The sequence below is a fragment of the Bacillus sp. LM 4-2 genome, from assembly GCF_000978495.1.
Classification (GTDB): Bacteria; Bacillota; Bacilli; order Bacillales; family Bacillaceae; genus Bacillus; species Bacillus subtilis.
Genome location: NZ_CP011101.1, coordinates 3,900,433 through 3,923,744, shown reverse-complemented (window position 1 = coordinate 3,923,744; position 23,312 = coordinate 3,900,433). Strand labels below are relative to the sequence as shown.

General features: G+C 46.4%; 26 protein-coding genes. 20 read left to right on the top strand and 6 right to left on the bottom strand.

Annotated features, from left to right (window positions below; translation table 11 throughout):
• The first annotated feature begins 9 nt into the window (after window positions 1-9).
• Window positions 10-357: a YxeA family protein gene (locus tag bslm_RS19500; protein WP_015715011.1), complete on the top strand. Its 348-nt coding sequence runs from the start codon at window positions 10-12 to the stop codon at window positions 355-357.
• A 40-nt stretch (window positions 358-397) separates the two neighbouring features.
• On the opposite strand, the gene bslm_RS19495 is transcribed toward bslm_RS19500, so the two are convergent.
• Window positions 398-1,363, bottom strand: coding sequence for an iron-hydroxamate ABC transporter substrate-binding protein (locus bslm_RS19495; protein ID WP_046381457.1), 966 nt, complete (start codon window positions 1,361-1,363; stop codon window positions 398-400).
• Window positions 1,364-1,540: 177 nt separating this feature from the next.
• Here bslm_RS19495 and bslm_RS19490 point away from each other — a divergent pair, with 177 nt between their 5' ends.
• A complete protein-coding gene (locus bslm_RS19490) occupies window positions 1,541-1,939 on the top strand; it encodes a hypothetical protein (RefSeq protein WP_003243293.1) in 399 nt (132 codons plus the stop codon).
• Window positions 1,940-1,982: 43 nt separating this feature from the next.
• Here the strand turns inward: bslm_RS19490 and bslm_RS19485 are convergent, their stop codons facing one another.
• Window positions 1,983-2,336 carry a hypothetical protein gene (locus tag bslm_RS19485; RefSeq protein ID WP_003242469.1) on the bottom strand — a complete coding sequence of 118 codons (354 nt, stop codon included), beginning with the start codon at window positions 2,334-2,336 and terminating at the stop codon, window positions 1,983-1,985.
• A 247-nt stretch (window positions 2,337-2,583) separates the two neighbouring features.
• A complete protein-coding gene (gene cotNE, locus bslm_RS19480) occupies window positions 2,584-2,949 on the bottom strand; it encodes an inner spore coat protein CotNE (protein ID WP_003227093.1) in 366 nt (121 codons plus the stop codon).
• Window positions 2,950-3,039: 90 nt separating this feature from the next.
• Here cotNE and bslm_RS19475 point away from each other — a divergent pair, with 90 nt between their 5' ends.
• The 18 genes from bslm_RS19475 (at window position 3,040) to bslm_RS19390 (ending at window position 19,539) form a co-directional block, all read left to right on the top strand.
• Window positions 3,040-3,474, top strand: a complete 435-nt coding sequence (locus bslm_RS19475) for a DUF3255 family protein (protein ID WP_015715009.1) — start codon at window positions 3,040-3,042, stop codon at window positions 3,472-3,474.
• Entirely contained in the window at window positions 3,455-4,012 is a 558-nt protein-coding gene (locus tag bslm_RS19470; protein WP_038429908.1) for a hypothetical protein, read from the top strand. Before bslm_RS19475 ends, bslm_RS19470 begins: the two co-directional genes overlap by 20 nt.
• Window positions 4,013-4,051: 39 nt before the next feature.
• Window positions 4,052-4,864 (top strand): sugar-phosphatase, encoded by an 813-nt coding sequence (gene yidA / locus bslm_RS19465; RefSeq protein ID WP_003243315.1) that lies wholly within the window; start codon window positions 4,052-4,054, stop codon window positions 4,862-4,864.
• Between the two features lie 154 nt (window positions 4,865-5,018).
• On the top strand, window positions 5,019-6,005 hold the full coding sequence (yxeI, locus tag bslm_RS19460) for a penicillin V amidase (protein WP_003243495.1): 987 nt from the start codon (window positions 5,019-5,021) through the stop codon (window positions 6,003-6,005).
• Window positions 5,992-6,219 (top strand): hypothetical protein, encoded by a 228-nt coding sequence (locus bslm_RS19455; protein WP_003243777.1) that lies wholly within the window; start codon window positions 5,992-5,994, stop codon window positions 6,217-6,219. Before yxeI ends, bslm_RS19455 begins: the two co-directional genes overlap by 14 nt.
• Window positions 6,220-6,404: 185 nt before the next feature.
• Window positions 6,405-7,730: an LLM class flavin-dependent oxidoreductase gene (locus tag bslm_RS19450; protein ID WP_015385100.1), complete on the top strand. Its 1,326-nt coding sequence runs from the start codon at window positions 6,405-6,407 to the stop codon at window positions 7,728-7,730.
• Between the two features lie 13 nt (window positions 7,731-7,743).
• Window positions 7,744-8,241, top strand: a complete 498-nt coding sequence (snaB, locus tag bslm_RS19445) for a sulfur-containing aminoacid acetyltransferase SnaB (RefSeq protein WP_046381456.1) — start codon at window positions 7,744-7,746, stop codon at window positions 8,239-8,241.
• Window positions 8,242-8,265: 24 nt separating this feature from the next.
• Entirely contained in the window at window positions 8,266-9,060 is a 795-nt protein-coding gene (locus tag bslm_RS19440; protein ID WP_003227109.1) for an amino acid ABC transporter substrate-binding protein, read from the top strand.
• Window positions 9,061-9,082: 22 nt separating this feature from the next.
• Window positions 9,083-9,757 carry an amino acid ABC transporter permease gene (locus bslm_RS19435; protein ID WP_003243465.1) on the top strand — a complete coding sequence of 225 codons (675 nt, stop codon included), beginning with the start codon at window positions 9,083-9,085 and terminating at the stop codon, window positions 9,755-9,757.
• 12 nt (window positions 9,758-9,769) lie between these two features.
• Window positions 9,770-10,519, top strand: a complete 750-nt coding sequence (locus bslm_RS19430) for an amino acid ABC transporter ATP-binding protein (protein ID WP_003243284.1) — start codon at window positions 9,770-9,772, stop codon at window positions 10,517-10,519.
• 16 nt (window positions 10,520-10,535) lie between these two features.
• Window positions 10,536-11,678 carry an N-acetyl-sulfur-metabolite deacetylase SndB gene (gene sndB / locus bslm_RS19425; protein WP_003243840.1) on the top strand — a complete coding sequence of 381 codons (1,143 nt, stop codon included), beginning with the start codon at window positions 10,536-10,538 and terminating at the stop codon, window positions 11,676-11,678.
• Entirely contained in the window at window positions 11,675-13,012 is a 1,338-nt protein-coding gene (locus bslm_RS19420; RefSeq protein ID WP_003243743.1) for an MmgE/PrpD family protein, read from the top strand. Before sndB ends, bslm_RS19420 begins: the two co-directional genes overlap by 4 nt.
• 69 nt (window positions 13,013-13,081) lie before the next feature.
• On the top strand, window positions 13,082-14,194 hold the full coding sequence (gene eutH, locus bslm_RS19415) for an ethanolamine utilization protein EutH (protein WP_003243423.1): 1,113 nt from the start codon (window positions 13,082-13,084) through the stop codon (window positions 14,192-14,194).
• 72 nt (window positions 14,195-14,266) lie between these two features.
• Window positions 14,267-15,094, top strand: a complete 828-nt coding sequence (locus bslm_RS19410; protein ID WP_046381455.1) for a DUF1206 domain-containing protein — start codon at window positions 14,267-14,269, stop codon at window positions 15,092-15,094.
• 133 nt (window positions 15,095-15,227) lie between these two features.
• A complete protein-coding gene (gene deoR, locus bslm_RS19405; protein ID WP_003227124.1) occupies window positions 15,228-16,169 on the top strand; it encodes a DNA-binding transcriptional repressor DeoR in 942 nt (313 codons plus the stop codon).
• A gap of 105 nt (window positions 16,170-16,274) precedes the next feature.
• Complete coding sequence (gene deoC / locus bslm_RS19400) at window positions 16,275-16,946, top strand: deoxyribose-phosphate aldolase (protein WP_003227127.1); 672 nt, start codon at window positions 16,275-16,277, stop codon at window positions 16,944-16,946.
• An 80-nt stretch (window positions 16,947-17,026) separates the two neighbouring features.
• Entirely contained in the window at window positions 17,027-18,208 is a 1,182-nt protein-coding gene (gene nupC, locus bslm_RS19395; RefSeq protein WP_046381454.1) for a nucleoside permease NupC, read from the top strand.
• Between the two features lie 29 nt (window positions 18,209-18,237).
• Window positions 18,238-19,539, top strand: a complete 1,302-nt coding sequence (locus bslm_RS19390) for a pyrimidine-nucleoside phosphorylase (protein WP_046381453.1) — start codon at window positions 18,238-18,240, stop codon at window positions 19,537-19,539.
• A gap of 41 nt (window positions 19,540-19,580) precedes the next feature.
• Here the strand turns inward: bslm_RS19390 and bslm_RS19385 are convergent, their stop codons facing one another.
• The 3 genes from bslm_RS19385 to hutI form a co-directional block, all read right to left on the bottom strand.
• Entirely contained in the window at window positions 19,581-21,008 is a 1,428-nt protein-coding gene (locus bslm_RS19385; protein ID WP_046381452.1) for an amino acid permease, read from the bottom strand.
• A 75-nt stretch (window positions 21,009-21,083) separates the two neighbouring features.
• Window positions 21,084-22,043 (bottom strand): formimidoylglutamase, encoded by a 960-nt coding sequence (hutG, locus tag bslm_RS19380; RefSeq protein WP_003227136.1) that lies wholly within the window; start codon window positions 22,041-22,043, stop codon window positions 21,084-21,086.
• A complete protein-coding gene (gene hutI, locus bslm_RS19375; protein ID WP_003244327.1) occupies window positions 22,036-23,301 on the bottom strand; it encodes an imidazolonepropionase in 1,266 nt (421 codons plus the stop codon). The genes hutG and hutI overlap by 8 nt, the downstream gene beginning before the upstream one ends.
• Between the last annotated feature and the right edge of the window lie 11 nt (window positions 23,302-23,312).

Here is a 23,312-nt window from a genome sequence, read left to right as displayed (position 1 = left end):
AGTGCAAAGATGAAAAAAGCAATGGCAATCCTGGCCGTCTTGGCGGCTGCTGCCGTAATATGCGGGCTTCTCTTTTTTCATAACGATGTTACAGACAGATTTAATCCGTTTATTCACCAGCAAGATGTCTATGTGCAGATTGATCGAGATGGCAAACATCTTAGCCCAGGCGGTACTGAGTATACATTAGACGGATACAATGCATCCGGAAAAAAAGAAGAAGTGACCTTTTTCGCCGGCAAAGAGCTTCGGAAGAACGCGTATTTGAAGGTGAAGGCGAAAGGAAAGTATGTCGAGACTTGGGAAGAAGTCAAGTTTGAAGATATGCCGGACTCCGTACAGTCAAAATTAAAGTGAATCATAAAAAACGGCACAGCGTCATGACTGTGCCGTTTTTTTATTTTTTATTTTCTTCGGTCCGTTTGATCAGCATGTCGGTGATGATATCCACCTGTTTGCTGACAGAAATCGGGTCGTACGGGTAGAACGTGTCAAAGTCATTGATAAACACGCGATTATGTTTAACAGCGTCAAGATTTTTCCAAATAGAGGAATTCTCCAGCTTGTCGAGTGTTTTGCTTTCGCCTTTCGGGTTGTAATCCGTAATGAACATATAATCTGCGGCATACTCAGGAATAACCTCTTGAGAGAGCTGTTTCATCTCTCCTTTTTTGATGACATCTTGCTCAATTTTTTCAGGCGCTTTTAACCCAAGTGCATTGTATACAGCTTGGCCGCCGCGTCCGCCATTGTCATTGAACACCCAGAATTCGCCCTTGTCTGTGTTTTCATAAATGCCGAAGGTTGCATCTTTGTCGATGACGCCGGCAATTTTCTTCTTAGCTGCTTCCGCTTTTTTGTTAAAGTCAGCCATAAAGGATTTTGCTTGGTCTTTCGCTCCGGCGATATCTCCGAACATGCTGACTGTGTCTTCTACGTTTTTCGCTGTGTTATAAGGTATGACAACAGTCGGAGCGATTTTCTTTAATTTATCAACATTCTCTTCATTCATGACAACAATTAAGTCAGGCTGAAGCTCCATCACTTTTTCAACGCTTATTGGATCACCAACATCCTTCACATTTTTCAGCTTTGATTTTAAAAACGGATTATCAAATGACCATGAGCCTGAGCCGACCACATTGGCCCCGACAGACAGCAATTCACCGGCATAAAAATCAGTGACGATGCGTTTCGGATGTGCAGGAATGTTGACGTTCCCTTTTGGTGATTTGTATGTTCTCATTTCTGTTTTTTCGGAAGCAGAATCGCTTGAGCTCCCTTTAGAAGCCGTGCCGCTGCAAGCGCTGACAAACATGAGAAGCAGCACAAGCATGCCCACGAGCAATATGTTCTTTTTCATCAAGAACCCTCCCACTATGTATCTCAATAGATTAGTAATGATTATCATTATCAATTAATAATATAGCAAGAAACCTGTTCTCCGTCTATCACTATTTTTAAGGGAGAAAGTTTTTCCCGTTTATGGGTGACGCGGTGTGCCTAATCGATTATTATAGGTAAATAGGAGGAGAAAAATATGGGAATTACAAAAAGAGGTGCCGCTTGGGAATGGCTGCATAGCTGGTGGATGCTGTTTATTTTCATGCCTTTTGCCATTACCAGTTTTTTTGCCTTTTTATTTATTGGCATCAAGGTTAGAAATAGAAAGTGGATCATGTACGGCATCATTTATTTTTTCATTTTTGCGTTTGGTTTTGTTTTGCCCGATCTGCCCGGTGTTTTTATTGTGGTCCCGTTATGGGCGGTAACCATTATTCATGGATTTAAAGTGCGCCCGCTGTATTTGATTCAGCTGGATGTCTACAAAGATCATGTGGAGGCGCGGGCTTTTGCCGAGGCAAGAAGTGAAGCCGAGAGCAGATTTCATGCACCGAAACAGTCTATTCAGGATATACATATTCGCAAAGAACAGTAAGAAAAAAAGCTCAACACTCGCATTGTGTTGAGCTTTTTATATGTTACTGCTGGTAGGATTGCTGCTGAAATGTCGTGTTTTGGCCGAATGGAAGTGTAGACACATTCGTATTCATGACGCTGGATTGTCCAGTAAGTTCCTGTTGCATTTGGTTGCACATGTTGACAACCTGCTGGCACTTTTGAATCGCCATGTCATGCCCGTGCAGTGCTTGCTGAATGGTATGTGCAGCTTGTTGTTCGTGGTTTAGAATCTGCTGCAGCATTTGGATGTTTTGCTGTTCCTGATGAAGCATTTGGCGATATTGCTGGCTGCTTTGCTGTGTTTGCTGAATGAGCTGCTGAGCAGTTTGGCGGCATTGGTTCAGCTGCTGCAAGCCGTGTTGTGTATTATGCATGAATGATCCCTCCATGTATCGATTGACGTGAGTCGGTATTATCATGCAACTTGAATGAAAAGAAATTCCGTCAAAGAGGAACTACAATTATTTTCCTCAGCCCCTCTATCTTTGAATGAAAACGGTAAAGATTGTATACTGGGTACAAACCCTTTTTATGTAAATGTTCCGTTTTAACATATAAGAAATGCGGAAAACGAAACCCTGAGATGGGAGAATCGTATTCCGCTTTTTTTCTTTGTTTCGCTCAGAAACCGCCTTCCCCTGCAGTAAATGGGATATTCAGCCGGTTTTCTACTGTACGGAGGCGCTGATTGAGCCGATTTAGGCGGCGTGTATGGCGTTCAACAGCCTGGCTTAACTGATTGACCTGTTCGGCAATCCGTGCAATTTCCCGATTTTGACGGCGGTCTTCGTTTGTCAGACGGGTTAATTCTCTTGACTGCTGTTCATTTTGCCGTTCAAGTGCTGCGATTCTTCTTTCCAATGCCGGCTGTCTATCCATTTGGTATGGATCGTATACATCCTGCTGCGGATAAGGATTGTACTCATAGTGGCTATAGTAAGGTTCCTGCTGAGGCAGCTGAGGGCTGTAATATTGATAAGGGTTCATTATGATCAATCTCCTTGTGGGTGAATTCCTTATAACTTATGTAGTCATTGGCACAGTGGCACGGCATTCGCCCAAAAAAAGGAGGAAAGGATGGTGATCCCCTTGAGAAACAAATATGGCATTTTGTTTTTAATTGCTGTATGCATCATGGTATCGGGCTGCCAGCAGCAAAAAGAAGAGACGCCGTTTTATTACGGAACGTGGGATGAGGGGCTTGCCCCCGGGCCAACGGACGGCGTGAAATCAGCAACAGTCACATTTACCGAAGACGAGGTTGTGGAAACGGAAGTGATGGAAGGAAGAGGAGAGGTACAGCTGCCTTTTATGGCATACAAGGTGATTTCCCAAAGCACTGACGGGTCTATCGAGATTCAGTACCTCGGCCCCTATTATCCGCTCAAAAGCACGCTGAAAAGAGGAGAAAACGGGACATTGATATGGGAGCAAAATGGCCAGACAAAAACGATGACAAGAATCGAATCAAAGACCGGCAGGGAGGAGAAAGATGAGAAATCAAAAAGCTGAAAGACTGGTGGCAGCGGGGCTTGTTTTACATATTATTCAGTGGATATTTATATTATGGGCTTTTCTCAAAGTCAAACATTTATTTAGTGACTATACGATCTATAACCCTAATGTCATCAGCGGCTCCATGCAGTCCTTATCGTTTATACAAATGATGCGCGCTATGATGTACTCAGGGGCAATCGTGAATTATGTATTGTTTTTTGCCCTTGTATTGCTGATTTATGGCATAGTGCTTCATGCCATCCTGATTGTTCTGGAAATGGCGGCTTACGTCATGATCAGACGGAATCCATCATCTTCATGGGGGTTCTTTTTCATCGCGGCGGGTGTGAAGCTTGCCATCTTGAATATAACCGGCATTCCTTTTCTAGCTGCCGGCTTTCTGCTGATGAAACAGAAAAAAGCAGAAAACGGCGTCAAGGCAGAAAGAAAGCGGAAACCGCGCTTGCGTATCCGAAGACAAGGGCAGCGTCTAAACAGAATCCGGAGAAAACCATCTCTTCCGGTTGAATATCAAAAAGAAAAAACGATATGATGGGACTATAGCCTGAAAACGACATGAAGGAGATGCAGGATGTACAAACTAATTGCAATTGATATGGATGGAACACTTTTAAATGATCATCATGAAGTAACAGAGGAGGTCCGCGACGCCCTTCACGCGGCAAAAGCGGAAGGTGTCAAAATTGTGCTTTGCACCGGCCGGCCTATCGGGGGTGTGCAGAGATATTTAGATGAACTGAATTTAATTGAAGAAGGCGACTATGTTATTGCGTATAATGGAGCACTTGTTCAAAATACGCATACAAATGAAGTGGTCTCAGAGCTGTCTCTCGGTTATGATGATTTGACTTCATTATATGACCTGAGCTTAGAGCTGAAGACGCCGATGCATTTCTTTGACTCATCTAATTTGTATACGCCTAACCGGGACATTAGCGAATTTACCGTATACGAATCCTATGTGACACAGGTGCCGCTTCATTTCCGCAAAATTGACGAGGTGCCAAAAGATATCCTCATCCCGAAAGTGATGTTTATTGATAAACCGGAGAACTTAAGCCGCGTCATTACATCGATTCCGAAAGACGTGAGAGAAAAATATACAATGGTCAGAAGCGCGCCTTTCTTTTATGAAATTCTGCACTCGGAAGCCAGCAAAGGAAATGCTGTACGCCAGCTGGCTCAGCTGCTTGGAATTGAACAGGCGGAAGTCATGTGCATAGGCGACAACGGGAACGACCTGACAATGATCGAATGGGCGGGCTGCGGGGTTGCCATGGCAAACGCCATCCCAGAAGTATTGGAAGCAGCAAACTTTCAAACACGCTCCAATAATGAACATGGCGTTGCACATGCGATTCACGAGCTTGTTTTGGCTAAATAATAAAAAATCCAGCCTTCTAAAGGCTGGATTTTTTCGTTTTATTTGATGTAATGTCAATTCTTTGACGAATCGATTTGACTTTCGTTATGCTGATAAAACCAATTCGTTCACAATATGTATGATATTAATCTGAATTGAAAAGGGGACTGATCAAATGTGCACAAGTCTTACATTGGAAACTGCTGACCGTAAACATGTATTAGCAAGAACAATGGATTTTGCATTTCAGCTGGGGACAGAGGTGATTCTCTATCCGCGCCGTTACAGCTGGAACAGTGAAGCTGACGGAAGGGCCCATCAGACACAGTACGCGTTTATCGGTATGGGGAGAAAACTTGGAAATATATTATTTGCCGACGGCATTAATGAAAGCGGTTTATCTTGTGCGGCGCTTTATTTTCCGGGCTATGCGGAGTACGAAAAAACGATACGGGAAGATACCGTTCACATTGTCCCGCATGAGTTTGTGACATGGGTGCTGTCAGTCTGTCAGTCTTTGGAAGACGTAAAAGAAAAGATTCGATCTTTAACGATTGTAGAGAAAAAATTAGATCTATTGGATACAGTTTTACCGCTTCACTGGATATTGTCAGACCGGACGGGCCGAAACCTGACGATAGAACCAAGAGCAGACGGCCTCAAAGTCTATGATAATCAACCTGGTGTCATGACGAACAGCCCCGACTTTATATGGCATGTAACCAATCTGCAGCAATATACAGGAATCAGACCGAAGCAATTAGAGAGCAAAGAGATGGGCGGATTAGCCCTTTCTGCTTTTGGCCAAGGCTTAGGAACTGTTGGTCTGCCGGGGGATTATACACCGCCTTCCCGGTTTGTCAGAGCTGTTTATTTGAAAGAACATCTAGAGCCGGCGGCCGATGAAACGAAAGGTGTAACAGCCGCTTTTCAAATTTTGGCAAATATGACGATACCAAAGGGCGCAGTGATAACGGAAGAAGACGAAATTCATTATACGCAATATACTTCCGTGATGTGCAACGAAACTGGAAACTACTATTTCCACCACTATGACAATCGGCAAATCCAAAAAGTAAATTTATTTCATGAAGACCTTGACTGTTTGGAGCCTAAAGTGTTTTCCGCTAAAGCAGAAGAGAGTATTCATGAGCTTAATTAATTCACATCAATCAGCTGATTCCGGTTTGAATATCTGGAGTCAGCTGTTTTTTTATACAATCGTTACGGCGTCTGAATGGATAGGCGGTTTGCAAAAGCGAAGAAAAGGCAAAGGAAATGGCGAAATCTTATATGAAATTATTGGAAGAAAACTGAGTCTTTGCTTCATTAGACTCAGTTTTCTTGCCGATATAGAGGTTGCACTAGTTGAATGAATCAATGCCGTTCCCTCATGGTCACGCAAGGGTCTTTTCGCTTGAATAGAAAAAATTAATCTTAACTCATTGACAAACGTCCAAGACAAAGGTACATTTTGATTTATTCATATTAAACGACTAGGAATATAGGAGTTTATTTTTCGGATTATTCAGCCTAAAAACATGATAAAAGGAGTATCGCCATGACAAGCAAAAAGAAACAAATCAAATTAGGGGTATTTTTAGCAGGTACAGGCCATCATGTTGCGTCTTGGCGGCACCCGGACGCGCCGTCAGATGCGAGCATGAATTTGGATTATTTTAAAGAGCTTGCGAAAACAGCGGAGCGAGGCAAGCTGGATATGCTGTTTTTAGCGGACAGCCTTTCAATTGACAGCAAATCACATCCAAATGTATTAACAAGGTTTGAGCCATTCACCCTGCTCTCTGCTTTGGCGCAGGTCACATCAAAAATCGGACTGACAGCAACAGCCTCCACTACATACAGCGAGCCATTCCATATTGCCAGACAGTTTGCGTCATTGGATCATCTGTCCAATGGCCGTGCCGGATGGAACGTCGTCACTTCATCTATTGAATCAACAGCGCTGAATTTCAGCGGTGAAAAGCACCTTGAACACCATTTGCGCTATCAGCGGGCAGAGGAATTTGTCGAGGTTGTAAAGGGGCTTTGGGATTCATGGGAAGAGGACGCCTTTATCCGTAATAAAGAAACGGGTGAATTCTTTGACAAAGAAAAAATGCACGAGCTGAACCACAAAGGAGAATATTTCTCGGTTCGCGGACCTCTGAACGTTTCAAGAACGCCGCAGGGCCAGCCGGTCATTATCCAGGCAGGATCATCAGGAGACGGAAAAGCGTTGGCTGCCAGAACAGCAGAAGTGATCTTCACAGCACAAAACCACCTGGAATCAGCTCAGGAATTTTATCAATCCATTAAAGAACAGGCAGCGGAATTCGGACGTGATCCAGAAAAAATTGCCATCATGCCGGGTATTTTCCCAATCATTGCCGATACAGAAGAAGCAGCGCAAGCCAAATACAAGGAGCTTCAAGATCTGATTATCCCATCTGTCGGTCTGCAAATTCTCCAAAATTACTTAGGCGGAATTGATTTGTCGGCATATCCGCTTGATGGGCCGCTGCCGAAGCTTGACGCAGAAGCTTCCAATGCGGTGAAGAGCCGCTTCAAGCTTGTTCAGGAAATGGCTGAACGGGACAATATGACGATACGAGAGCTTTACAAATACGTTGCAGGCTCCAGAGGCCACCATATCTTCGTCGGCACGCCGGAGCAGCTCGCCGACAAGATGCAGGAATGGGTGGATAAGAAAGCGTGTGACGGGTTTAACATCATGCCTCCGCTTCTTCCAGAAGGAATTGAAGTGTTTGTTGATCAAGTGGTTCCGATTTTACAGGAGCGCGGCGTGTTCAGAAAAGAATATGAAGGCACAACATTACGAGAGCACTTCGGTTTGGAAAAGCCGGTAAACCGCTATGCAAAGTAAGGAGGAACGCTAGATGAAGCCACAATATCGCCTTGCAGTTGAACGTGATGCTGAACAGCTCCTCGCGCTGACATTGCGGGCTTATGAACCGATTCGAAAGCTCGGCATTCGTTTTGCTGCCGCTCATGCGGATTTAGATTTGGTGCTGCAAAATATTCGGAAAAACGCTTGCTACGTCATGGAAGAAGACGGGCGGATCATCGCGACCATCACCTTGAGAATGCCTTGGGGAAAACAGCCGGGACCGTATGGTGTTCCGCATATCTGGTGGTTCGCTGTGGACCCCGGCACCGGTAAAAAAGGAATCGGAACAAAGCTGCTTCAATGGCTGGAGGAAACAATCCTTCGCGATACGTTAAAGGTTCCGTTTGTCTCACTCGGAACAGCGGATAAGCATCCGTGGCTGATTGAGATGTACGAACGAAAAGGGTATGTCCGCTCAGGTGAACAAGACCTTGGAAAAGGGCATATCACAGTCTATATGAAAAAACAATTGCGACATGATCTATAAAAATAGAAAAGGCGGGAAAATCAAATGAAGATGAAAAAATGGACAGTGCTGGTCGTTGCTGCATTATTAGCGGTGCTCTCAGCTTGCGGCAATGGAAACAGCAGCAGTAAAGAGGATGACAATGTGCTTCATGTCGGTGCGACAGGACAAAGTTACCCATTTGCTTATAAAGAAAACGGAAAGCTGACAGGCTTTGACGTGGAAGTGATGGAAGCAGTCGCTAAGAAAATTGACATGAAACTGGACTGGAAGCTGCTTGAATTCAGCGGGCTGATGGGAGAGCTTCAAACAGGCAAGCTTGACACCATTTCCAACCAGGTAGCTGTGACAGACGAACGTAAGGAAACGTATAACTTTACGAAACCATACGCTTATGCGGGAACACAGATTGTCGTCAAAAAAGACAATACAGACATCAAATCAGTAGACGATTTAAAAGGCAAGACAGTAGCAGCCGTTCTCGGTTCAAACCACGCGAAAAACCTTGAAAGCAAAGATCCTGATAAAAAAATCAATATCAAAACGTACGAAACACAAGAGGGTACGCTGAAGGATGTTGCGTACGGCCGTGTAGACGCTTATGTCAACAGCCGAACTGTATTGATCGCGCAAATCAAGAAGACCGGTTTGCCATTAAAGCTTGCAGGAGATCCGATTGTTTACGAACAGGTTGCATTCCCATTTGCCAAGGACGATGCGCACGACAAGCTCCGCAAAAAAGTCAATAAGGCGCTAGATGAATTGCGTAAAGACGGAACACTGAAAAAACTCTCTGAAAAATACTTTAATGAAGATATCACAGTAGAACAGAAGCATTAAGAAACGGCGGTGACTCACCAGAATGAACACGATTGATTGGGAATTCATGATATCAGCGTTCCCGACTTTAATTCAGGCCCTTCCGATCACCTTGTTTATGGCAATAGCAGCTATGATTTTTGCCATTATCGGAGGACTTATTCTCGCACTCATTACAAAAAACAAAATTCCAGTGCTTCATCAGCTGTCAAAGCTGTATATATCCTTTTTCCGAGGCGTGCCGACACTTGTACAGCTGTTCTTAATCTATTACGGGCTGCCGCAGCTATTTCCAGAGATGAGCAAAATGACAGCTCTCACAGCTGCCATCATCGGGTTAAGCTTAAAAAACGCAGCTTATTTGGCAGAAATCTTCCGGGCCGCCCTCAATTCTGTTGATGACGGGCAGCTGGAGGCGTGCCTGTCTGTCGGTATGACAAAATTTCAGGCATACAGACGGATTATTTTGCCGCAAGCGATCCGAAATGCGATTCCGGCAACGGGCAATACATTTATCGGGCTCCTGAAAGAAACGTCACTGGCCTTTACATTAGGGGTCATGGAGATGTTCGCCCAAGGGAAGATGTACGCTTCAGGAAACCTCAAATATTTTGAGACGTATTTGGCGGTTGCGATCGTCTATTGGGTTCTTACCATTATCTACAGCATTTTGCAGGACTTGTTTGAACGTGCCATGAGCAAGCCATACCGGACTTAGAGGTGAAATCAGTTGATAACAGTAAAAAATATTCGCAAAGCGTTTAAAGATCTCGTCGTGCTCGACGGAATCGATCTAGAAGTGAAACGCGGAGAAGTGGTGGCAATCATCGGTCCGTCCGGTTCCGGAAAATCAACGCTTCTCCGGTGCTTAAATCTATTAGAGCGTCCGGATCAAGGCCTTATTGAAATCGGAGAAGCCAAACTGAATGCGGAAAAGTTTACACGCAAGGAAGCACATCGGCTTCGCCAGCAAACGGCCATGGTCTTTCAAAACTACAATCTGTTTAAAAATAAAACGGCTCTGCAAAACATTACAGAAGCTTTAATCGTGGCTCAACATAAACCACGCGACGAAGCGAAACGTATTGGAATGGAGATTCTGAAACAAGTCGGTCTGGAGCATAAGGCTGACAGCTATCCAATCACAATGTCCGGCGGCCAGCAGCAGCGAATCGGCATTGCGCGGGCGCTTGCGGTCAATCCGCATGCGATTTTGCTGGATGAACCAACGTCAGCGCTTGACCCTGAGCTCGTCACAGGGGTGCTTCAGGTCATCAAGTCCATTGCGGAAAAACAAACAACGATGATCATTGTTACACACGAAATGGCGTTTGCAAAAGAGGTTGCTGATCAAGTGATTTTTATGGCAGACGGCCATATTATCGAGCAGGGAACGCCAGAGGAACTGTTTGACCATCCGAAAAACGAACGGACGAAACGATTTATCAAGCAGGTGGGAGAGCCTGCAGAGCTTATATAAGAAGGGGAGAAGAACAATGGCCGACAAAGCGTTTCATACCCGTTTAATCAATATGCGGCGTGATCTTCATGAACATCCTGAACTGTCATTTCAAGAGGTTGAAACGACGAAAAAAATCCGCCGTTGGCTTGAGGAGGAGCAAATCGAAATACTTGATGTCCCTCAATTGAAGACTGGTGTGATTGCAGAAATCAAAGGACGGGAAGACGGCCCCGTGATAGCAATACGAGCGGACATTGACGCGCTCCCGATCCAAGAACAGACGAATCTTCCATTTGCATCTAAGGTTGATGGCACAATGCATGCGTGCGGACACGATTTTCATACTGCTTCTATTATTGGCACAGCGATGTTGCTGAATCAAAGAAGGGCCGAGCTGAAAGGTACAGTCCGCTTTATCTTTCAGCCGGCCGAAGAAATTGCCGCAGGAGCAAGAAAGGTTCTAGAAGCTGGCGTACTTAATGGCGTTTCTGCGATTTTCGGCATGCACAATAAGCCGGATCTGCCTGTCGGGACCATTGGTGTAAAGGAAGGTCCGCTCATGGCAAGTGTTGACCGATTTGAGATCGTCATCAAAGGGAAAGGCGGGCACGCCGGCATCCCAAATAACAGTATTGATCCAATCGCTGCAGCCGGACAAATCATCAGCGGGCTGCAATCTGTGGTCAGCCGCAATATCAGCTCACTGCAAAACGCAGTCGTCAGTATCACAAGAGTACAGGCGGGCACCTCGTGGAACGTAATTCCAGACCAAGCTGAAATGGAGGGGACGGTTCGAACCTTTCAAAAAGAAGCGAGGCAGGCTGTTCCCGAGCATATGAGACGAGTGGCTGAAGGAATTGCAGCGGGCTATGGGGCACAAGCAGAATTCAAGTGGTTTCCTTATTTGCCTTCCGTTCAGAATGACGGCACATTTTTGAATGCGGCATCCGAAGCTGCGGCACGGCTTGGCTATCAAACCGTTCACGCTGAGCAGTCTCCGGGCGGAGAAGACTTCGCTCTGTATCAAGAGAAGATTCCGGGATTTTTTGTCTGGATGGGAACGAACGGGACGGAGGAGTGGCATCATCCGGCCTTTACACTGGATGAAGAAGCCCTTACGGTTGCCTCTCAATACTTTGCGGAGCTGGCGGTTATTGTATTGGAGACCATCAAATGAGCAAACAAGGGCTGACAGCAGGTCTTGCAGAGGCTGTGAGAACGTCACAACCTGAGCATTCAGTTGACGCGATTCACGAAGCAAAAAAGGGATTACTTGATTTTACTGCCGCTTCATTCGCAGGAAGAGAAGATAAAGGAATTCAAAAGCTCCTCCGTCTGATAGAGGATGAAGGAGGCCGGCCCCTTGTTCCTGTTATCGGACAGGGCAAAAAGGCCGCGCCATTACAATCCGCGATGCTCAATGGATTTATCGCCCATGCATTGGATTTTGATGATGTCCACTCCGATGTAAGAGGACACCCCAGTGCAGTCATCGTACCGGCCCTTATTGCTTCTGCCGCTCGCGGACATGACGAGCGGCTTCTTGGCGCTTATGTTGTTGGTGTTGAAGTGATGGCACGGCTGGGAGAATCAATTGGCAGCCGCCACTATGAGAAGGGCTGGCATAATACAGGTACGCTTGGTGCCATCGCTGCTGCCTGCGCCGTAGGTTATGCTGAGGAGCTGACTCAGGAAGAGTTGGAAAAAGCAATTGGTTTTGCGGCTACGCAATCTGCTGGGATGAGGGTGCAATTTGGAACAGAAATGAAACCGCTGCACGCCGGTTTGGCGGCTCAGGCTGGCTTGCTGGCCGTTAAGCTGGCCCAATCAGAATTTGGCGGGTCCCGCACGGCACTTGATGGAGAAACTGGTTTCTTCAGTCTGTACGGTGACGTTGAGAAAGCACAACACACTTTGCTAAACGATTGGGGGGCACCGTGGAGAATTGTGCAGCCGGGTCTATGGTTTAAAATCTATCCATTTTGTTCCGCGGCACACCATGCTGCAGATGCGGTACGACAGCTTATCTCCGAAGAAACCATTTCTGCTGCCAATACCGAACGTATTGAAGTGATATTTCCGCCAGGCGGAGATGCTGCATTGACGGAAAGATCTCCAAAAGCTGGAGAGGAAGGCCGTTTCAGCGTTGAATATGTGATTGCTCTTGCTTTGCATGGACACGGCCTGACCGTTGAACATTTCAGCAGCCAGCCGATCCCAAACGGGGTTCAAACGACAATGGGGCGAATTCAGCGCGTATATGACAATGCTATTCAGCCGGCTCCTCATGCCGTTCCAAAAGGCCGTTTCACGATTGTCCGGGCCTATTTATCAGACGGCCGGATTTGCGAAGCGCGTGTGGACTGCCCAAAAGGGGCACCAGGAAATGAGCTGTCTGAAGAAGACATAATAGAAAAATTGACATTAACGGTCCCGCAAGAAAAAGCGCGACGCATTATAACAGCCGTTGAAAAAGCCGATATAAAAGAATTTTTAGCTCATATTGAATAAGATCAACTCTATTCGGTGATTTCAGATGATATGATAAAACCAATCATACGTTTGAAAAAGGAGAAAACCATGACGGTGAATGACGCGGTTGTATTCATTTTGGCTGCCTTTTTACTATGGGGAGCAGCGGATTATTGTTTGGGAAACAGATGGGGGCTAGGCGAGCGGTTTGCGGACGGCTTTAAGGCTATGGGGCCGCTGGCGCTGTCCATGATCGGAATTGTATCGCTGGCGCCCGTGCTGGCAGCAATCTTGATTCCCATTGTTGCTCCGTTTTACACAGCGATTGGCGCGGATCCTTCTTCCTTTGCGAACACCATTTTGGCGATTGATATGGGAGGATATGCGCTGGCTGGAGAAATGGCGAAAGATCCGCAGGCCGGGCTGTTTTCATGGGTGTTTTTAGGAACAATGATGGGGCCGGCAATCGTCTTCACGATTCCCGTCGCTCTTGGCATCATCGAAAAAGAGGATCATCCGTATTTTGCGAAAGGCATATTAATCGGGCTGTGCACAGTGCCGATCGGTTGCTTAATCGGCGGATTATGCGCAGGCTTTGACATCGGCATGATAGGTAAAAATCTTCTGATCCCGAGTCTGTTATCTGCTGTCATCGCTTTTGGGTTATGGCGATACACCGACAGAATGATTCAGTTGTTTCATCTCTTCGGGAAAGCGGTCAGTATGGTTGCGATTATCGGGCTTGCAGCTGTTTCTGTTGAAACGATGACCGGCATTGTGCTGATTCCGGGAATGGAGAATGTCGAGACAGGGATACAAACGACAGGGACCATCGCCATTGCTCTGGCAGGGGCGTTCCCGATGACGGCATTTATTACAAAAACCTTTAAAAAACCGCTTCAGGCTCTGGGGAAATGCCTTCATTTAGATGAGACAGCAACAGCAGGCTTAGTGACCTCTTTGGCGCATCATATCCCAATGCTGGCTTCATTAAAGGATATGACGCCGAGAGGAAAGGTCATCAATGTCGCGTTTGCGGTCAGCGGCGCCTTTGTACTCGGCAGCCATCTCGGTTTTGTAGCTGGAATGAAAAAAGAAATGGCGGCGGCCATGATCATTGGGAAATTAGCAGGCGGAGTCACAGCTGCCGCAGCGGCTGCTTGGATGACACCTGCACAATCAGCTAAACAGCAAAAACGTATCTCAGCCAGCCATAGCTGAGGCAGAAGCTGTTTCAACTTTGTCCAATCGGGAATGTTACAGTAAAGATTTCTGTGAAAGAGGGTTGGACACATGGCGGTGAAAGACCAGTACATGTCAAAAATAAAACAGGAAACCAAGCCTTGGATCAAACGATTCGGGAGGCTTGGTTATTTTGCATTCGGCGGCGTTTTTATTCTGCTTGGGGTTTTGGCTTTTATGACGGCTGCCGGGGCAGGCCGCGCCAAAGATTCGAGCGGAGCTCTCCAAACGCTATCACGCATGCCGTATGGGTCACTATTGCTTTTTTTAATAGGCATCGGCCTTATCGGCTATGTAATCTGGATGGTGTTAAGCGCGATCAAGGACACGGAGGGGCACGGAAACAGCAGGCGAGGCCTGTCACGGAGAATAGGAAACTTTTTCAGTGCCGCCGTTTACACATCCATCGCTTGGAATGCCTTGCGATTTGTGTTTGGCCAAGGGGACGGCGGCACTTCAGAACAGACGTGGTCCGCTTATGTATTGTCGCAGCCGTTCGGCCAATGGCTCACAGGGCTTACGGGTGCGGGTTTTATCGTATTTGCGATTGTTCAATTTATGAAAGGCGTTCGGGCTGCTTTTATGAAAGAATTTGATACGTCAAAAATGAACAAACAAATGATATGCATCACGAAAAACACCGGGCGCGCAGGCAATATCGCCCGGGCCATTATTTTCTCGGCTATCGGCTATTTTCTCATCAAGACAGCCATGACTGCTGATCCCGATGACACAAGAGGCTTTGACGGCGCGCTCGCCGAACTCGCGCAGCAGCCGCATGGCAAATTGATTCTGTCTATATTGGCATTAGGCCTGATCCTATATGGAATGTACGCCATTATGAAAGGCATTTATCAGCATATGACCTGGGAGAAGTAAGCTCTGGGCAGGTCCGCGCCCAGAGCGTTTTTCAGTTTCTTAGAAATCAGGTGGATGAAAGCCGGCGCCAGCCTGTATAATAAAAGCAAATCAAAAGCAGTTTTATCAGGACTGATCCACAGGGAGGTGCAGAATGGATCGGGAAAAACAGCAATTAAGCATAGAAGCGGCAAGGCTTTACTATCAGTCTGACTACAGTCAGCAGCAAATTGCTGAGCAGCTCAACATTTCAAGGCCAACCGTTTCCCGGCTGCTGCAATATGCAAAGGAAAAAGGGTATGTCCAGATTCGCGTCATGGACCCTTTTGAGGATTTGGATGCGCTCGGTTCCATACTTGAAGAGAAATACGGGCTCCTTGAGGCGCATGTTGTGTTTTCCCCAACACCCGATTATGCAGGAATTACACATGACCTAAGCCGCTATGGTGCAGAATATATGCATGAAACGGTAAAAGACGGCGACATTGTCGGCGTCAGCTGGGGAACCACCATGTATCAAATCGCGCAAAACATGCAGCCGAAGCAGGTAAAAGGCGTCGAGGTCGTCCAGCTGAAAGGCGGCATCAGCCATTCCCGGGTAAACACGTATTCGGCTGAAACGATTCAGCTGTTTGCAGAGGCTTTTCAAACGATGCCGCGCTATCTCCCGCTTCCCGTCGTGTTTGATAATGCGGATGTGAAGCGAATGGTGGAGAAAGACCGTCATATTGAGCGGATTATTGAGATGGGCAAGCAGGCGAATATCGCTCTCTTTACGGTCGGGACTGTCCGTGATGAAGCGCTGTTGTTTCGGCTCGGATATTTTAACGAAGAAGAGAAAGCCCTGCTGAAAAAACAGGCCGTCGGGGATATTTGTTCACGCTTTTTTGATGCGAAAGGGAATATTTGCAGCAGCGCCATCAATGACCGGACCATCGGTGTTGAGCTTCAAGACCTTAGACTGAAGGAACGCTCCATTTTAGTTGCCGGCGGAAGCAGAAAAGTATCTTCCATTCACGGAGCATTAACCGGAAAATATGCCAACGTTTTAATCATTGACCAGCATACCGCGAGGGCGCTTGTTAATGATTTGTGACACGTTCAAACCTTGCATTGAACAAAATTTCAATTACCAATTTACATATGTTCAAAAGTCGGTTATGCTAAAAAATATCTTAACAAAAAAGGAAGTGTGCGAAGGATGTCATTAGCCAACATAATTGATCATACAGCTTTGAAACCGCATACACAAAAAGCGGACATTCTAAAACTAATTGAAGAAGCGAAAACATACAAATTTGCTTCAGTATGTGTCAATCCGACATGGGTGGAGCTTGCTGCAAAAGAGCTTAAGGGAACTGGAGTCGACGTTTGTACGGTCATCGGCTTCCCGCTCGGTGCCAATACAACTGAAACAAAAGCGTTCGAAACAAAAGACGCCATTTCAAAAGGCGCCACTGAAGTGGATATGGTCATTAATATTGCCGCTTTAAAAGACAAGGAAGACGATGTAGTGGAAGCTGATATCCGCGGTGTAGTGGAAGCTGCAGCCGGAAAAGCGCTTGTCAAAGTCATTATCGAAACGTGCCTTCTGACTGATGAAGAAAAAGAACGTGCATGCCGTTTAGCGGTGTCTGCGGGAGCGGATTTTGTAAAAACATCAACAGGCTTTTCTACAGGCGGCGCAACGAAGGAAGATATCGCCTTAATGCGCAAAACAGTAGGACCTGATATCGGCGTGAAAGCATCTGGCGGCGTCAGAACGAAAGAAGATGTAGACACAATGGTAGAGGCTGGAGCAAGCCGAATTGGCGCCAGCGCAGGCGTTTCTATCGTAAAAGGAGAAAATGCATCAGGCGGAGACAACTATTAAGAGCTGACGGAAGGCAGACTGCTTTCCGTTTTCTGAGGAAACAGTGATTGTAAGCGAATACAAATAAAGGAGAAACACATATGAAGTATTTGATTGGGATTATCGGTTTAATCGTGATTTTAGGCCTCGCGTGGATCGCGAGCAGCGGCAAAAAAAGAATTAAGATCCGCCCAATTGTTGTTATGCTCATTTTGCAATTTATTCTTGGCTACATTCTCCTCAATACCGGGATAGGGAATTTCCTCGTAGGAGGATTTGCAAAAGGTTTCGGTTACCTGCTTGAATACGCGGCAGAGGGAATTAACTTTGTGTTTGGCGGCTTGGTGAATGCGGACCAAACGACATTCTTTATGAATGTTCTCTTGCCAATCGTGTTTATTTCCGCTCTGATCGGGATTCTGCAAAAGTGGAAAGTCCTCCCGTTTATCATTAGATATATCGGCCTTGCCCTCAGCAAGGTAAACGGTATGGGAAGATTGGAATCGTATAACGCAGTGGCTTCTGCGATTTTAGGGCAGTCAGAAGTATTTATCTCCTTGAAGAAAGAACTCGGTCTTTTAAATCAGCAGCGCTTGTACACGCTTTGCGCATCTGCGATGTCAACTGTATCAATGTCGATTGTCGGTGCGTATATGACAATGCTGAAACCGGAATATGTTGTAACAGCGCTGGTCTTGAACTTATTTGGCGGTTTCATAATTGCTTCTATTATTAATCCGTACGAGGTTGCAAAAGAAGAGGATATGCTTCGTGTTGAGGAAGAAGAAAAACAATCCTTCTTCGAAGTGCTCGGAGAATACATCCTTGACGGTTTCAAAGTAGCGGTTGTCGTCGCTGCGATGCTGATTGGATTTGTCGCGATTATTGCCTTGATCAATGGCATTTTTAATGCAGTATTCGGTATTTCATTCCAAGGCATTCTTGGATATGTGTTTGCTCCATTCGCTTTTCTTGTCGGTATCCCATGGAATGAAGCTGTTAATGCGGGAAGCATTATGGCAACAAAAATGGTATCGAATGAATTTGTCGCCATGACGTCGCTTACGCAAAACGGTTTCCATTTCAGCGGCCGTACAACAGCGATCGTATCGGTATTCCTTGTGTCATTTGCGAACTTCTCCTCAATCGGAATCATTGCCGGTGCCGTAAAAGGACTGAATGAAAAGCAAGGAAATGTCGTCGCTCGTTTCGGCTTGAAATTATTATACGGTGCTACGCTTGTCAGCTTTTTATCAGCAGCAATTGTGGGCTTGATTTACTGAACTTAATCGAAAAGGATCGGTGACCAAACATGAGAATGGTAGATATCATCATCAAAAAACAAAACGGAAAAGAACTCACCACTGAAGAAATTCAATTTTTTGTGAACGGCTATACAGATGGAAGCATTCCTGATTATCAGGCAAGCGCGCTTGCTATGGCGATTTTCTTCCAGGATATGAGTGACCGTGAACGCGCGGACTTGACGATGGCTATGGTGAACTCCGGTGAAACGATTGATCTTTCTGCCATTGAAGGAATTAAAGTGGATAAACACTCTACCGGCGGCGTCGGCGACACGACAACGCTCGTTCTCGCTCCGCTTGTTGCGGCTCTTGATGTGCCGGTTGCTAAGATGTCCGGCCGCGGCCTCGGCCATACGGGCGGCACGATTGATAAGTTAGAGGCAATCATGGGCTTCCACGTGGAACTGACGAAGGATGAATTTATTAAACTTGTGAACCGCGACAAGGTTGCGGTCATCGGCCAAAGCGGCAATTTAACGCCGGCTGATAAAAAACTGTACGCGCTTCGTGATGTAACGGGAACGGTCAATTCCATTCCGCTCATTGCAAGCTCGATTATGAGCAAAAAAATCGCTGCCGGGGCGGACGCCATCGTGCTTGACGTAAAAACGGGAGCGGGCGCCTTCATGAAAACAGAAGAAGACGCAGCTGAACTTGCCAAAGCGATGGTACGCATCGGAAATAACGTCGGCCGTCAAACAATGGCTGTCATTTCAGACATGTCCCAGCCACTCGGCTTTGCGATCGGAAATGCGCTTGAAGTCAAAGAAGCGATCGACACGCTCAAAGGCGAGGGGCCTGAGGATCTTCATGAGCTTGTCTTAACGCTCGGCAGCCAGATGGTTGTGCTTGCGAAAAAAGCCGATACATTGGACGAAGCGAGAGCGAAGCTGGAAGAAGTCATGAAAAACGGCAAAGCACTTGAGAAATTCAAGGATTTCCTGAAAAACCAAGGCGGCGACAGCTCAATTGTTGACGATCCGTCTAAGCTTCCGCAAGCCGCATATCAAATTGATGTGCCTGCCAAAGAAGCGGGTGTCGTCTCTGAAATCGTTTCGGACGAAATCGGCGTCGCGGCGATGCTGTTAGGTGCCGGTCGCGCCACAAAAGAAGATGAGATCGATTTAGCCGTCGGCATCATGCTCCGCAAGAAGGTCGGCGACAAAGTAGAAAAAGGCGAACCGCTCGTGACGCTTTACGCCAACCGCGAAAACGTTGATGAAGTCATCGCAAAAGTCTATGACAACATCCGCATCGCCGCGGAAGCGAAGGCGCCGAAGCTGATTCATACGTTGATTACTGAATAAAAAAAAGCACATCCCATCCTGAGTGGGGTGTGCTTTTTTGATTACAGGATGTGATCAGCCTGATATTCCTCTTGGCTGATTTTTTTCGCTTTTGTAACATTTCTTTTGAAATGGTAGATCAGATAGCAAAGGATGATACAAGGAACTCCGCAGAAAAGTGCGATTCTTTGATTGGGATCAAAAGCAAGACCGATACAAGAAGCAGAACATAATAAGAGAGCGGCTATAGGCATAAGAGGATAAAGCGGCGTGCGAAATGTCAGATCTTTTACATTCCCCCCTTTTTTCAGAAATCTCTTTCGAAACAAGAGCTGGGACAAGGCAATGCTCATCCAGACCACGACTCCTGCAAATCCAGCAATTGCGACCATCACCACATAGACAGTTCCAGGGGCCACGATACTGGAAACGAGAGATAAGCAAGATACAGCCATACTGATCATTAAGGCATTTAAAGGAATGCCTTTAGAGGTCACTTTCTTAAAACGGGAACTGATCATGTTTTCATTTGCTAACGACCACATCATACGGGTCGAAGCATATAAGCCTGAGTTGGCGACAGACAGCAAGGCTGTTAATATCACGAAATTCATAATATCAGCAGCGTAAGGGATTCCGATCTCCGCAAATACGGCGACAAACGGGCTTTCAATCACGCCTGCGTCCTTCCACGAAATCAACCCGGATAATATGAAGACAGCGCCAATGAAAAAAATCACGGTTCTCCATGCGACATTACGGATGGATCGCGGTATATCCTTTTGAGGATTTGCTGATTCTCCTGCTGTAACGCCGATTAACTCTGTACCGGAAAAGGCGAAGCTCACAGATATCATCGCGATAAAAACGGCGAGAAAGCCATTTGGAAACAACCCGCCATGATCTGTGAAGTTTGACAACATAGGAGCATCCGCCGTTCCGTTTAAAGAGATCAGGCCAAACATGGCGGCTCCTCCTAAAATGATAAATAAAATAATGGTGACAATCTTTACGCTGGAAAACCAAAATTCAGTTTCCGCAAATAAATTAACTGAAAATGCGTTGCATATAAAAAGAAGGGCTGCAAAAATCGCACTCCACATCCATACACTGCTGTCAGGGAACCAGCGCTGCATGAGAATACCGGATGCGGTAAACTCAGAGCCTACCGTCACCACCCAATTGATCCAGTACATGATGCCGACCATAAAACCGGTAGATGGACCGATAAATGTTGTAGCATATTTTTGAAAAGAGCCGGTCACCGGCATGGCAACCGACAATTCGCCGAGACATTGCATGACGAGGTACATCATCAACCCGCCGATTACATAAGCGAGTATCGTACCGCCGGGTCCGGCTTGATGTAGCGTATAGCCCGTACTGAGGAAAAGTCCTGTGCCTATGACGCCTCCCAATGAGATCATAAATAGGTGCCTGCTTTTCATTGTGCGTTTTAGCTGTTGGCTGCTGTTCTCCTGAAGATTCACTGTCTCGCCCTCCTTTTAGCTGCCATTCCTTAGGCAGATGAGTTTCTTATACCCAAAATACAACCTGCCAGAAGATCACTTGAATGGGGAGAGTTTCATTCCTTTTAATGCGTGTAACAGAACATGAGCTGCAGCTCTGCTTGTCATATCTCGAAAATCGAGGGTAGGATCGACTTCAACAATTTCAATCCCGGCAATATTGGGCTGTTGTGCGATGTACTTGACTGCTTCAAGCAATTCGTCTGTATAGAGGCCGCCCGGGCCAATCGCTGGACAGCCGGGTGCATGGGACTGGTCTAAGACATCCATGTCAACAGATATAAAAATGAAATCTGTTCTATCTTGAACAACAGGCAAAATCTCTTTTATCGTTGGGATTAGTCCTTTTTCGCGGATCATGTCCATCGTGTGAATGTTCACGCTATGTTTTTTTGCATATGCTTCATAGGCCTGGCTGTTGCTGAATTCTCTGATACCCAGCTGGATCAAATGTTGACCTTCAATGATCTCTTCATCCAAAAGGCGGCGGAAGGGGGTGCCGTTTGTCGGCCCCCCGTCCTCCGTATTGCGAACATCGTGATGGGCATCAAATTGAATCACCGCTGTCGTTCCTTTTGTTTGTGCTATCGCTTTTATTGTGGAGTAGCTGATAGAGTTATCTCCCCCAAGTATGAGCGGCACCCAATCCGGATGATCCGAAAGCAGAGCGTGCATGGTTTGGAAAATGTGATGATGTGACTTTACGATATCAGTGACATGAATATCGATATCCCCCAGGTCATATAGAAGCTCTGATACGACGTGCTCTCCAAGCTCAGCAGAATAGGCTGATGAATGTTTCAGAGCCTGGCGTATTGTTCCGGGTGCAAAGGAAGCGCCTGAATGACTGATGGAGGATTTTGATAGGGGGACACCTATCAACGCCGGTCCCTTAATGTCCTGGCCGTCCCATGTTGCGATCAGGTCGCTCATTTTTGTGACATCCCGGTCTTTAAACGAAGATCCGGCCTCTCTGAGAAAAGGGTACTTATCCAAGAATGGCTCCCTCCCTGTTGACAACAATTGTTCCATTTTTCATGACTTGATGTACATGATTGACCCCGTAGTGATACGGAATATACATATAGTTCGGGGCTTGCCAAATGACAAGATCAGCTGAGCGGCCAGCTTTGAGCTGACCGGCTTCTTCTCCTTTTCCTATGGCATATGCGGCATTGACTGTGACCGCGTGCCATATTTCTTCTGCAGTCATTTTCAGATGAAGCGCGGCAATGGACATAATCAGCTGGATATTTTCAGTCGGCGAGCTGCCAGGATTAAAATCCGTTGCCAAGCTGACACATACACCTTCATCAATCATAGCTCTTGCCCTGGCGTATGTGCTTTTGCCAAGATAAAATGTCGTGCCCGGCAAGAGGACGGCGATCGTTCCTGCCTCAGCCAATTTCTTTATGCCTTCGTCCGATGTACCTACCAAATGGTCGGCTGAGACGGCCTTTAGCTTACCTGCTAATTCAGCACCTCCAAGCGGATCGATTTCATCTGCGTGTATTTTTAATCCGAAGCCTGCCTCAGCTGCTTTTTGTAAATAACGGCGGGATTGGCTGACTGTAAAAACGCCTGTTTCTGTAAAAATATCAGCAAAGCTGGCGAGCTCCTGCTCTTTGATTTCCGGCAAAAGGGAAAGCATTTGATCCAGAAAATCATCTGGATCGTTTTGATATTCGGGAGGAATCGCATGGGCTCCCATAAATGTGGAAACAAGGTCAACAGGCTGGCTTTCATGCAGTTTCTTTGCGACACGCAACTGTTTGAGCTCTGTCTCTTTTTCCAAGCCGTAGCCGCTTTTCACTTCTGCTGTGGTTGTGCCGTAGGACAGCATTCTTTGCAGATGAAAATGGGCTTTTTGCAGCAGCTCTTCTTCTGAAGCCGCCCTGGTATCCTTGACTGTAGACAGAATCCCGCCGCCCTGCGCCAGAATATCCAAATATGAAATGCCCTGAAGCTTAAGGTTCATCTCCTTTTCACGAGATCCGCCAAATACAAGATGGGTGTGCGGATCAACGAGGCCAGGCGTTACAAGGCGTCCCGAACAGTCAATGATTTCGTCTGCCTCGTAACCGGCTTCAGCCCCTTTTTGTCCGGCGAACACAATTTTCTGTTCATGGATGCCGACAACAGCGTCTTCGATCACATGAAGATCCTGCATGCTTTTGCCTGCCCGCGGACCGCTGCTTTCCATCGTCAAAAGCTGACCGATGTTGATGAGAATCGTATCAATTTGCTTTGGCATGTCATCACTCC

Excerpts from the sequence above, each read along its gene's own strand:
- bslm_RS19470 (WP_038429908.1), top strand. The coding sequence starts at position 3,455 with ATGAGAAATCAAAAAGCTGAAAGACTGGTGGCAGCGGGGCTTGTTTTA.
- bslm_RS19420 (WP_003243743.1), top strand. The coding sequence starts at position 11,675 with ATGAGCAAACAAGGGCTGACAGCAGGTCTTGCAGAGGCTGTGAGAACG.
- snaB (WP_046381456.1), top strand. The coding sequence starts at position 7,744 with ATGAAGCCACAATATCGCCTTGCAGTTGAACGTGATGCTGAACAGCTC.
- bslm_RS19495 (WP_046381457.1), bottom strand. The coding sequence starts at position 1,363 with ATGAAAAAGAACATATTGCTCGTGGGCATGCTTGTGCTGCTTCTCATG.
- bslm_RS19475 (WP_015715009.1), top strand. The coding sequence starts at position 3,040 with ATGGTGATCCCCTTGAGAAACAAATATGGCATTTTGTTTTTAATTGCT.
- bslm_RS19410 (WP_046381455.1), top strand. The coding sequence starts at position 14,267 with ATGGCGGTGAAAGACCAGTACATGTCAAAAATAAAACAGGAAACCAAG.
- sndB (WP_003243840.1), top strand. The coding sequence starts at position 10,536 with ATGGCCGACAAAGCGTTTCATACCCGTTTAATCAATATGCGGCGTGAT.
- bslm_RS19450 (WP_015385100.1), top strand. The coding sequence starts at position 6,405 with ATGACAAGCAAAAAGAAACAAATCAAATTAGGGGTATTTTTAGCAGGT.
- bslm_RS19435 (WP_003243465.1), top strand. The coding sequence starts at position 9,083 with ATGAACACGATTGATTGGGAATTCATGATATCAGCGTTCCCGACTTTA.
- bslm_RS19490 (WP_003243293.1), top strand. The coding sequence starts at position 1,541 with ATGGGAATTACAAAAAGAGGTGCCGCTTGGGAATGGCTGCATAGCTGG.
- bslm_RS19440 (WP_003227109.1), top strand. The coding sequence starts at position 8,266 with ATGAAGATGAAAAAATGGACAGTGCTGGTCGTTGCTGCATTATTAGCG.
- bslm_RS19390 (WP_046381453.1), top strand. The coding sequence starts at position 18,238 with ATGAGAATGGTAGATATCATCATCAAAAAACAAAACGGAAAAGAACTC.
- deoR (WP_003227124.1), top strand. The coding sequence starts at position 15,228 with ATGGATCGGGAAAAACAGCAATTAAGCATAGAAGCGGCAAGGCTTTAC.
- cotNE (WP_003227093.1), bottom strand. The coding sequence starts at position 2,949 with ATGAACCCTTATCAATATTACAGCCCTCAGCTGCCTCAGCAGGAACCT.
- yxeI (WP_003243495.1), top strand. The coding sequence starts at position 5,019 with ATGTGCACAAGTCTTACATTGGAAACTGCTGACCGTAAACATGTATTA.
- deoC (WP_003227127.1), top strand. The coding sequence starts at position 16,275 with ATGTCATTAGCCAACATAATTGATCATACAGCTTTGAAACCGCATACA.
- bslm_RS19500 (WP_015715011.1), top strand. The coding sequence starts at position 10 with ATGAAAAAAGCAATGGCAATCCTGGCCGTCTTGGCGGCTGCTGCCGTA.
- hutI (WP_003244327.1), bottom strand. The coding sequence starts at position 23,301 with ATGCCAAAGCAAATTGATACGATTCTCATCAACATCGGTCAGCTTTTG.
- nupC (WP_046381454.1), top strand. The coding sequence starts at position 17,027 with ATGAAGTATTTGATTGGGATTATCGGTTTAATCGTGATTTTAGGCCTC.
- yidA (WP_003243315.1), top strand. The coding sequence starts at position 4,052 with ATGTACAAACTAATTGCAATTGATATGGATGGAACACTTTTAAATGAT.
- bslm_RS19485 (WP_003242469.1), bottom strand. The coding sequence starts at position 2,336 with ATGCATAATACACAACACGGCTTGCAGCAGCTGAACCAATGCCGCCAA.
- bslm_RS19455 (WP_003243777.1), top strand. The coding sequence starts at position 5,992 with ATGAGCTTAATTAATTCACATCAATCAGCTGATTCCGGTTTGAATATC.
- eutH (WP_003243423.1), top strand. The coding sequence starts at position 13,082 with ATGACGGTGAATGACGCGGTTGTATTCATTTTGGCTGCCTTTTTACTA.